This is a genomic window from Emticicia sp. W12TSBA100-4 (assembly GCF_040253585.1).
Classification (GTDB): domain Bacteria; phylum Bacteroidota; class Bacteroidia; order Cytophagales; family Spirosomataceae; genus Emticicia.
This window is the reverse complement of sequence record NZ_JBELAU010000013.1, coordinates 197,342-208,911: the sequence shown is the minus strand read 5'-3', so window position 1 is coordinate 208,911 and position 11,570 is coordinate 197,342. Positions and strand designations below refer to the sequence as shown.

At 37.3% G+C, this 11,570-nt stretch carries 7 protein-coding genes; 4 read left to right on the top strand and 3 right to left on the bottom strand.

The genetic code is table 11. The annotated features are described in order from the left end of the window. The 3 genes from ABR854_RS20025 to ABR854_RS20015 form a co-directional block, all read left to right on the top strand. Nucleotides 1–3,605, top strand: a 3,605-nt coding sequence (locus ABR854_RS20025; protein WP_350267631.1) for a T9SS type B sorting domain-containing protein, incomplete at its 5' end; no start/stop codon positions are given. A 184-nt stretch (nt 3,606–3,789) separates the two neighbouring features. Next, nucleotides 3,790–4,728, top strand: a complete 939-nt coding sequence (locus ABR854_RS20020; RefSeq protein ID WP_350267630.1) for a T9SS type B sorting domain-containing protein — start codon at nt 3,790–3,792, stop codon at nt 4,726–4,728. Between the two features lie 236 nt (nt 4,729–4,964). Beyond that, nucleotides 4,965–6,323: a DUF937 domain-containing protein gene (locus ABR854_RS20015; RefSeq protein ID WP_350267629.1), complete on the top strand. Its 1,359-nt coding sequence runs from the start codon at nt 4,965–4,967 to the stop codon at nt 6,321–6,323. Between the two features lie 107 nt (nt 6,324–6,430). On the opposite strand, the gene ABR854_RS20010 is transcribed toward ABR854_RS20015, so the two are convergent. Both ABR854_RS20010 and ABR854_RS20005 read right to left on the bottom strand, forming a co-directional pair. Beyond that, nucleotides 6,431–7,693, bottom strand: coding sequence for an aminotransferase class V-fold PLP-dependent enzyme (locus ABR854_RS20010; RefSeq protein ID WP_350267628.1), 1,263 nt, complete (start codon nt 7,691–7,693; stop codon nt 6,431–6,433). Between the two features lie 84 nt (nt 7,694–7,777). Continuing rightward, nucleotides 7,778–8,479 (bottom strand): DNA alkylation repair protein, encoded by a 702-nt coding sequence (locus tag ABR854_RS20005; protein ID WP_350267627.1) that lies wholly within the window; start codon nt 8,477–8,479, stop codon nt 7,778–7,780. 420 nt (nt 8,480–8,899) lie between these two features. Here ABR854_RS20005 and ABR854_RS20000 point away from each other — a divergent pair, with 420 nt between their 5' ends. Next, nucleotides 8,900–9,733, top strand: coding sequence for an amidohydrolase family protein (locus ABR854_RS20000; RefSeq protein WP_350267626.1), 834 nt, complete (start codon nt 8,900–8,902; stop codon nt 9,731–9,733). Between the two features lie 32 nt (nt 9,734–9,765). On the opposite strand, the gene ABR854_RS19995 is transcribed toward ABR854_RS20000, so the two are convergent. Next, entirely contained in the window at nt 9,766–11,466 is a 1,701-nt protein-coding gene (locus tag ABR854_RS19995; protein WP_350267625.1) for a GMC oxidoreductase, read from the bottom strand. Nucleotides 11,467–11,570: the final 104 nt, after the last annotated feature.

Sequence of the window (11,570 nt, the reverse complement as noted above, 5' to 3'; positions counted from 1 at the left end):
TCAATAGTTGTGGCGAAAGTGGATTGAGCAATGTAGTAGTTATCACGACAGGTAGTAGCCCATCTGCCCTAACCTTAAGTGCGGATAAACAATCGGTATGTAGTAGTGAAGAAGTGAATTTAATTGCTTCTGGTTGTGATGGGCAAATTGTTTGGAATACCTCTCAAACAGGTACTTCAATTAAAGTAACACCATTAACCAGTATGACATATTCCGCAAAATGTGTAAAAGAGGGTGGATGCGAAAGTTTAAACACTACAATTGCGATAACTATAAAAGGCAACAACGGGGGTAACTTAACTGTAACTGGCCCTATGGAAGCCTGCGAAGGAGATTTAATTACCTTAAAAGCAACTGGTTGTAACCAATTAATTGCATGGTCGAATGGTGCTATTGGTAGTTCAATCACCATAACAGCAACATCATCAAAGACTTACATCGCCAGATGTGTAAGCTCAAATCAAAATATTTGTGATTTCGCAGAGGGGGACGTTACGCTGAAAACGGTAGGTGGTTCAACAGGGACAAACATTAATACCCGATATTTATTATTGGATAGTAACGGTAAAATACTGAAAATTAATTCATTACCAACGTTTTCAAATGTTTCTTCTGGCACCTACACAGCTTCAGCCATTGCTTTTTCTTCAGTAATTGAAGGGTTGGTGGTTGGAAATAATATTTCTACTGTAACAGCTGCTTGTATAGCACGAACAAATATGAGTTTGTCTGTCTGTAATACAACTATATCCGAATGTGTTCCAACTGGACAAATAAGTGTAACTGTTAAAGCCAAACCGTCATTGCCGAGTATTGTAGCTGATAAAACTACTATTTGTAATGCAGAGCAAGTTCAGTTAACCGCAACAGGATGTAATGGAAATATTCAGTGGAGCAATGCTTCAACAGGCACACAAATAACAGTTTCCACAATAGGAACTTACACTGCTACTTGTAAAAATGAATGTGGAGTAAGTGCCACTTCTAATACAGTTGTGATTAATTCTAACTGTGGTGGGTGCAAAGTAACAATACCTGTTATTACAGTATCAAAAACAAATATTTGTAAACCAGAGAATGTTACCTTAACCTCAACGAGTTGCGAAGGAATAATCGTTTGGTCAACTGGTCAAACAGGAACAAGCATTACTGTAAAACCAGTAACATCCTCAACTTACACCGCAGTTTGTAAAGTATCGAATACTTGTATTAGTACAGTTTCTAACATAATCCAAGTGAAGTTAGGAGCAGTTGAACCACCAGTTTTAGCATGTAGTACAAACTTAGTGTGCTTGGGCGAATCAGCAACATTGAAAGCTTATGGTTGTGAAGGAGTAGTGATTTGGTCTAATGGTAGTACAGGAAGTGTAATTTCAATCATACCAGATGGTTCGACACTCTATAGTGCTAAATGTAAGCTTGGTGACTGTGAAAGTATTAGTTCAGAACATGTGGCCATACCAATTGGTCGTCCAAATCAACCATTTGTATCTTGTCAAAATAGCGTACTGTGTTTAGGAGGAGAGGCAACCCTCACAGCTTCAGGTTGTACAGGAACAATCCTTTGGTCAGATGGACAAACAGGTGCAGTCATTAGAGTTTCTCCAATTGTAGAGAAGACCGTTTACTCAGCTATTTGTAAGTCAATTGGTGGTCAATGTGAAAGCATAAAATCGAATGAAGTGACAGTTACAGTTGGCAAGAAAGTAGTTTCGCCAAAAGTAATCAGTGAGATTAGTAATGTTTGCCCGTATAACACTGCAGACCTTAATACCGCAATTTTGAGTGAGCCATCAACTGATGGAGGTCAATTTGAGTTTCATACGACAAGCTCGCCAAACTCACCATTGGTAACCAACCCAAGTGCAGTAGCAGCGGGTACCTACTATGTATTTGAGCGAAGTGGAGTAGGATGTTATTCTGATTTTGCAAGCATTAAAGTAACGACAAAAACTTGTGAAGGTGATGGAATAGACCGAAGTCAAGGATTGGTTGACATTTCAGTGAAGAAAATGGCATCCTCAAATGTAGTACCAGTCAATGAATTGGTGAGTTACAAACTGGTGATAAAGAATGTCGGACAGAATACCGCAACGGGTATAATTGTCAGAGATATTTTACCAAACATGCTTAGCTACGAAAGTGCCAGCTCGAATATAACATTTACCAATGGCGTCATTACCGCAAAAATAGATAGTCTAAAAGCAGGCGATAGTACAATATTTACTTACACAACCAAAGTAATAGCAGCTGGAAAGATTATCAATAAAGCAGAGTTGTTTAAAGTTAATGAAACCGATAATGTTTTATCGAATAATTCAAGCGAATACACAATCAACGACCCACAACTTGGCAAAACAATTGGTATCAGTAAAGTTTGTGAACCAGCGATTTGGGTAAAAGATAAAATTTATAATGTTCCATTTGTAATCTATATCACTAATTTGGGTGGTGTAGATATAACCAAAGTTCAAGTAAAAGATGACTTAGACCGAGCATTTGGTAGTGGAGCTAAGATTTTGAACGATACTATCAAGGTAATTACCGACAATAGTTTTGTTGCAAATCCATTATACACAGGTCGTGGCACAAACACCAATATGTTGATAGATTCATTGAGTAGCATCAAACAAGGTCAGAAATTAGCTTTAAGATTTACTGTAAAAGTAGATTTAGCCTCAGCAACCGTTACCGATTTCTTTAATGTAGCCGAAGTGAGTTCATCGGGTAAAGTAGATATTTCGACCAACGGAACAAATGCCGACCCAGACGGAGATGGTGACCCAAGTAACAACGACGAACCAACACCAATACAGTTTCAACTTGATATTTCGCCAGACCGTCCAGCAATAGGTATTGCACTTTCGGTGTATGATACAACGAAGATCAACAAAAACTGTTATAAGGTAACTTATTTGGCACTTGTGAAAAATATTGGTGATAGTCAATTAACCAATGTTCAGGTTTCAGATAGTTTAGCAAAATCATACAGTAAGAGTTCATCATTTCAGGTAGTCGCAAGCCCATATACAGGAAAGAATAGTACATTAAAAATAAATCCAAATTTTGACGGTAAAGACGATGTGAATTTATTAATAGCAGATTCAACCAGTAAATTGACTGTTGGTCAAATAGATTCAGTCTTCTTCACAGTAAGTGTTTGTAATGGAGATTACCGAGGTGAATATTCAACCAATGCTTATGCAAAAGCTATCGGACATGGAAAGGTTGTTTCGGATGTATCAAATGTAGGCGTAGAAGTCAATGTAAATGATAGCACACCGACAGTGATAGAGTTCCCAAGTAATGTGAGTGATTTATTCATACCGTCAGGTTTCTCTCCCAATGGAGATGGTAAAAATGATACCTTTATTATATCCATACCAGTAGGAGCAAAAATAGAATTGTTTGAGATTTATAACCGTTGGGGACAATTGGTTTATAAAGATACAACTGGAACAATCGCCCTTTCGGGTTGGGATGGTAAGAGTAATCAAGGATTGAGATTCGACGGAGAGGGTTTACCTGAAGGTACATATTATTATGTGCTAAAATTGAGCAATGAAACAGAGCAAAGGATTCATTTTATGACACTGGCGAGATAGATCAATACTGCCCTACGGAATTAACCGTATTCCGTAGGGCAACTATCTAAAAGTTATGAAAACGTATTTGTTTTTCTTCATAAATGCCTGTTTTTGACAGGAGAATTTAACTATTCTGTAAAATCGATTAGTCTCCTAAAAATGAACAAACTTCTACTATTTTTAATTTTTTAATGAAGTTAAGATGTTACAAGTAATAAAACAATTTATGATAACCGCTTTCTTATCGGCATTATCAATCAATAATAGCTATTCTCAAGAAGCTATTTCAGTTGGCTTTGTTTCAGTAACCACAACAGGTTTTAAAAATATGCACATAAGTATTATCAAAACTGATGAGATAAAAGCCCGTCAGTTCATTTATTACCGAGCAGATAATACATCAAATACTTATAAAGAAATCGGGCGTTCAGTAACTAACTCTTTTACAGATACAAATGTTGATATAAACAAAGAAGCTTATTGTTACAAAGTAAGTTATATTGATGATACTGGAAATCAATCAGAAATGTCTCAGCCATTTTGTAGTGTATATCTTTCAGAAAATGGCACAAATTCAATCAAATGGACTGCGTTTTCTCAATTGCCGAATGCAGAACCAGTTGAGTATTATATAGATATTGTTAATGAAGATGGTTCAATAAATCGCTTAACATCCTACAAAACGAAAAATTTATCGGTAAATATCTATGAAATAGATGGGGTAGAGCAAGAGTTAGAAATGTATGACAAAGCTCAGGTAAGGGTAAGAGCTATACAACCAACTACCTTTAAGTTGAACGGAATTTCGTTTATTAATCATCCAATAGCTGTCTATTCCAATGTATTTACCATTGTTCCTCCTCCCACCATTTACTTACCAACAGCTTTTACACCTAATGGAGATGGAAAAAATGATGAGTTTTTGGCGAAAGGCAAGGGTATAGTAGAATTTGAAATGACAATTTCAGATAGATGGGGCAATACTGTGTTTGAAAGTAAAGACATTAATGAAGGTTGGAGAGGAACCCAAATAGACCAAAACACCCCAAGTTTAGTAGGAAATTATGCCTATAAAATCAGAGCTAAAGATAAATTCGATAGATCTATTGAAAAAATAGGGGTAGTTGTACTAATAAGGTGAGAATCTATAAAAAATTAAGCCCTAATATTGAGAAGAAACTGATGTATCTCCAAAATAAGTAGTATTACTTAAGTATGTCGTTATTTAGATAGTTCGAGTGTATATTTTTGTCAAAAAAGGTGCTTATTAAGTGTATATTTCAAGGGGTTTAATTAATCAAGGTGTTTAATAGAAATTAACAATAAAAAAACATCAACCTCTGGTATGCAATATATTTTCATGAACTTTGTTATCAAGTGGATACACAATATTTTAGGCACGGATTTACTTTGGGCATAGTTTTTGATGGATTTAGTGTAAACATAAAACGCCTCCCAAAAACTATTTATCAATCACGAATTCGTAGCTTTATGGACATACTTGGACTCATCAAAGACAAACTGACTGATTCTGTCATAGAAAAAGTTAGCAACTTTTTGGGCGAACACCCAGAGAATATCGGCTCGGCCTTAAATAGCTCGGTACCGATTGTATTGGGCGGAATTATGAGAAATGCCTCTAATGATGAGGATACAAGCAAGGTCATGGATGTCTTGAAAGATGGTGGTCATACTGGTGAAATCCTTGACGATTTACCAAATTTACTCAGTAACTTCGATAAAACGCAGCTTTTAATCACAATTGGCACTAATATTTTCAATCATTTCACAGGAAGTAAAAGTAATACTATCGTAGAAAAATTATCTTCACTTACGGGTATTCGCAAAACGTCTGCTTCTTCATTAGTAGGCTTAGCTGCTCCTTTGGTTTTAGGAGCGTTAGGTAAAGTCGTAAGCAAAGAAGGACTCGGTGTGTCAGGGCTTACAAGACTTTTAGCTGATCAAAGAGAATCGGTTTTTGGTGCTTTACCACCTGCTATCGCTAATCAACTTAACTTTAAAGGGATAACTTCAGCGGTTAAACCAAAAAATGAAGAAAAACCGAAGGAAACTAAAAAAGATAAAAAAGAAAGTAAGGGCTTTTTAGCTTGGATTCCTTGGATATTGATTGGGTTAGTGTTTTTGGCAGGTTTGGCTTATTTTTGGAAGTACCGTAAAAGTATTAAACCTGCTGAACCAACATCTGAAGTTGCGGTATTACCTAAACAAGATTCAACATTTACAGATAATAGTATTTCGGTGTCAACAACTCCTGCTGATACCACAAGCGGTTTTTCTAATACTGAGATAGCTAAACCTATTGAAGAAGTAAAAACAACGCCAGAAAAAGTGATAGAAGAAAAGCCCAAAGCAGAAGAGCCGAAAAAAGAAGAAAAGAAAGTTACTTTCGATAATGTATTTGCCAATCATCCAATTGAAGAGCAGCTCAAAAATACCAAAGCATGGATAAGTTTAAGTACTAACTTTAAGAATAATAGTGCAGAAATTAGCTCAAAAGGGGATTTAGATGCAGTCGTAAAGTTTTTGAAAGAAAACCGTAAATCAAAAGTCATAATTGCAGGAGGCTCACAAAGCTCGAGAGGAACACTCGGAGAAGACCGTGCTTATGCCATCAGAGAAGTTTTGCTCGAAAGAGGCGTGAGTGAAAATCAAATTTCGGTTCAAAGTTCATCAGTAAAAGATATTGACTCAAAAGTGGTTTTAAAAGTGAAATGATATTTCATAGAAACGTCCAATCTGGATGTTCGTTAGTACATTTCAACGATATTTTAACGTCGGCATTGTTCAAAACTATGCCGACGTTTTTTGTAACTCGTCAATTTTTAAGCCGCTAATTCCTTCAAAGCCGCTACAAATTTATCCAATTCGGCGGTAGAAGTATAAACATTTGGGGTAATTCGGCAGCCTTGCACATTGGCGTAATCAATGGCTACTGTCCAGATTTTATACTTACTCAATAGCGTTTTTGCCAAATCAGCAGGTTTCATAGTCTTGATTCCTACGTTCGCAATACCACAAGCACGCTGAGCATTGGCTGGAGTGTTCACCACAATATTTGGTATATCTCTCACTTGTTTTGTCCAATATTCTTGCAGAAAACGCAGCCTTGCTTCTTTCCGTTGAATACCGATTTTCTGGTGAAAATCAATGGCATTACTTATAGTGAGGTCGGTATGCACAGGGTGTGTACCCGTATGATTCAGTTTTCGAATATCATCATCTTGGTAGCCCATGTCGCCAAACATCTGCCATAATTTACTAATTTTATCTTTTTTTACATACAAAAGTCCCGCACCGAGAGGTACGCTGAGCCATTTGTGCAGACTACTTCCATAATAATCACAACCTAAGTCGCTGATTTTGTAATCAATGTGAGCCAGAGCATGAGCCCCATCAACCATTACATCGACGCCTTTGGCATGAGCCATATCGCATATTTTTCGTACAGGTAAAATATGTCCTGTGATATTTATCATGTGACAAACCATCAGCAAGCGAGTTTTGGGCGTAATGGCTTTTTCGTAAATTTCTACAATTTCTTCATCAGATTTTGGATGATTCGGAATCGACACAATTTTATTTACGATTCCGTATCGGCGAGCTTGTAGCTTAAACATATCAAGCATTGCACCATAATCTTGCATCGCCATCACGGCTTCATCACCTGCTTTCCAATCATAGCCCGCAATAACAGTATCAAGCGATTCGGTAGTATTTCTTGTAATTATCAATTCTTCTACCGAACATCCCGCCAATGCTGCCAATTTTTTGCGTGCTTCGGCCTTATCATCAAACTGTCGAGTACGCATATAATAGGATGCTTGAAAATTGATTTCTCGCACATTGCCAATAAATGCCTCCAAGGTTTCTTGTGGAGCAAACGAATAATAACCGTTTTCGAGATTGATATAGTCAGGTTTAATTCGATAAGCTTTTCTGATTTCTGCCCAAAAATCTTCGTTTTGAGCTAAATCTTCTGGCTTTTGCTGCTCAAATCTTGCCATTGTTTTATCATAGTTTTTCCCGAAAGAAGGTAAAGTAAGGCTCGAAGCAGTTAGGGTTTTGATGAATTGACGTTTGTTCATTGAAGTAGTTTTTTAGCTTTTTGAAGGTTTGGTTTATAAGAAACAATAATTTACTACTGTGGACTGCTGACTATCGACGGTGGACTATTTTAGTGTCATAAAATACTTTTTTCGATCATCACTCATTTTTTCAATAGCGTATCTAAGAGCGGTGCGAGGAATTCGGCCAATGTTATGCTCCAAGAAAGCCTCAACTTGTTCTTCGCCTTGCTTCTTCCAAGCTTCACGTAGCATCCAACCAACGGCTTTATGAATCAAATCATGCTTGTGCGAAAGTAGAATTTCTGAAATTTTTAGGGTATCGAGAAACTGTTTTTTGTTAATAAAATAGTGCGTTGCAATGATTGAAATACGCTGAGTCCACAGATGCTCAGTGCGAGCCATATCGTAGAGAATACTACGGTCTTTATCGAATAAATAAAGTCCCACAATGTCACGAGCCGAGCAATCAACTAAATCCCAGTTATTGATGCGGTACGTATTATCTAAGTAAAAATCATAAATTTCGTTGCGTTTCTCTGCTGTTTTGGCCTTTTTCATTTGTTCAACCAAAATCATTAACGCTGCCATTCGATGTTCATGAATTTCGCTATCTAATAATTCTTGGAGTTCTGGTATAGAAAGCGAGTAATAATTTTTACAAACTGCTCGCAAATCAGGATTTGAAACACCTATAAAAACATCGCCTTCACCATATTGACCTTTACCAGTTTTGAAAAACCATGTAGAGGCTTCTGCTCGTTGGGGCGTAGCAATGGCTTGAAGTTCGTCAGTAATTTTACTCATACTCATTGTGGAACGAAGCTCCGATTCGTTTATTAAGGAATAAAAAAGAGTTTTTTGTATTGAAAGAAGAACTAAAAATGTAGCCTAAAAATAAGGATTTTTTTGTGAATTTACACCGAATAAAAATAAAGAAAGGCTATGGGTAAAGCTCCCATAGCCTTTTCTACTACTAAATCCACACAACTTTAATTCAAAAATAGATAGTTTAATTGAATTATGCAAGAAATTATTAGTAAAAAATTAGACAATAGATGAAATTAGTGCAATTTTTTGTTTGTATTATGCTATCATTGTCTTGGAATTGCACAATGAATGATTTTGTTTGATTATAGAATAAGTTTCAATTTGTCAAAGTTAAAAGTATCATACTACTTGTTTGCTATTCCTTTGATTCAATATCTTTGAGAAAAAATTCATCACATGGCAATTGATTCGCACCAACATTTTTGGACTTTCGACCCTATCCGTGATTCGTGGATTACTGATGATATGTCGGTTATTCAACGAAACTTTTATCCCGAAGATTTACAGTCAACTTTACATCAAAATAGTATTGATGCTTGTGTGGCCGTACAAGCCGACCAAAGTTTAGCCGAAACGAGATTTCTACTCGATTTAGCAGCTAAAAATAGTTTCGTAAAGGCAGTAGTTGGTTGGATTGACCTACAAGCTGATGATATTGATGAACAATTAAGTGAATGGAAATCAGAGAAAAAACTGGCGGGTTTTAGACACGTTTTGCAAGCCGAACCTGATATAGAATATATGCTTCGACCCAATTTTTTAAGTGGAATATCGAAGCTAAAAAAACATGGGTTTACTTACGATATTCTTATTTTTCCGAAGCATTTGGCTACTGCCCAAAAATTTGTGGCTCAGTTTCCTGACCAGCCTTTTGTGCTTGACCACATCGCCAAGCCATACATAAAAGCGGGATTGATTGATGAATGGGAAAGAGATATTAGAAATTTGTCGAAGTTTGAAAACCTACAATGTAAAGTTTCGGGAATCATCACCGAAGCCGATTGGAAAGCGTGGACTTATGAGCAGATAAAACCCTATTTAGATGTCGTGTTTGACGTTTTTGGAACTGACAGAATCATGTTTGGCTCAGATTGGCCAGTATGCTTAGTTGCGGGAGAGTATAGACAAGTAAAGGGAATCATTGAAACTTACACAAAAGATTTTTCGACATCGGAAAAAGCCAAGATTTTTGGCGAAAATGCAGCAAGGTTTTATGGAATTTCTGAATAATTGGTTTTCCAATTATTCAGAAATTTGATTGTTTAAAATCGCTGTTTCACCGCATAATCAACCGCCCGAGCTGTAAGTGCCATGTAAGTAAGCGATGGATTTTGGGTAGAAGTTGAAGTCATACATGCTCCATCGGTCACAAAAACATTTTTGCAGGCGTGCAACTGATTCCATTTGTTTAGCAGCGAAGTCTTTGGGTCTTTACCCATTCTTACACCGCCCATTTCGTGATTAGCATTTCCTGGCAAACGTTGTGTATCAATGGTTTGAATGTTTTTGAAACCCGCTTCGTGGTACATTTCGGAAAATTGTTCGTGAAAGTCTTTCAAAATTTTCTCGTCGTTCTCATCGTAGCCAATCGAAACTCGGAGTTGTGGAATACCGTATTTATCCACCAGTTGTTTATCCAATTTCACTACACTACTCTCTTTGGGAATTGTCTCGGCCATCATACTCGAATTTACTCCCCACAAACCCAATTTTGGATTCAGCAAATTGGCTTTAAGATTTTCGCCCAAACCATCTTTTTCAGTAATTTCTATACGAGAAGCATTGAGTGTAGAAGCATATCCACGTAGAAAATCGGTTTCTTGTTTGAAGACATTTCTGAATCGTGGAATATAACTACTTCCTGGACGGCGGCCATCGGTCATTGAATCCATGAAGCCTTCGTATTCGGCTGACATTCTTCCTCGATAACTGTGAAAAGCCATGAATTTTCCGAGTAAACCATTGTCATTACCCAACCCATTAGGAAAACGATTGGACGTTGAATTGAGTAAAATCAAATTTGTATTAAGAGCAGAAGCATTCAAGAAAATGACTTTGCCGTAATATTCTATCATTTGCTTGGTATTCGTATCAATTACTCTCACGCCAGTGGCTTTGCCTTTTGCTTCATCATAGATAACCGAGTGAACCACTGAATGAGGCCGAAGAGTCATTTTGCCTGTTCTTTCAGCCCACGGAATCGTAGAAGAATTACTACTATAATAACCACCATAAGGACAGCCACGTTCACAAATTGTACGATTTTGACAAGCTGCACGACCTTGTTTGTAGTGGATTTCTTTGGGTTGAGTAAGATGAGCCACTCGACTAATAATAACGTGTCGGTCAGGGTATTTGGGTGCTATTTGGGTCTTGAAATGTTTTTCGATGCACGACATTTCGTGGGGTGGCAGAAACTCTCCATCAGGCAAGGTCGAGAGACCATCTCGGTTGCCAGCAATGCCAGCAAATTTTTCTACATAACTATACCACGGAGCAATATCAGCGTAGCGAATCGGCCAATCTACGGCGTAACCGTCACGGGCGGGGCCTTCAAAATCATAATCGCTCCAACGTTGGGTCATGCGTCCCCACAAAAGTGAGCGACCACCCACTTGGTAAGCACGAATCCAATCGTAGGGGCGATCTTGGATATATTCTTGCTCTGCATCTTTTGTTAGAAAATGAGCGGTTGCTTCACTGAAAATGTAGTTTTTGCTCGCAATTTTATATTCTTTTTTGATTTCGAGTGGTACTTGTCCAAGATGCTCAAATTCCCACGGTTGTTTTAAAGTTGTAGGGTAGTCGATTACGTGTTTGACATCTCGTCCACGCTCCAAAACTAATGTTCGTAGGCCTTTTTGTGTGAGTTCTTTGGCTGCCCAGCCACCGCTGATACCTGTGCCAACCACGATGGCATCAAAAGTGCGAGATTTTATATCGTCAATGTTAAAGTTTGGCATTTTTATAGGTTGAATAGAAAGTAAATTTATTCAAAATTAATGAAATAACTAAGAGTTGAAAGATTGGGTTGAGCAGAAATTTAACCAGTATCCCAAAAGGATAC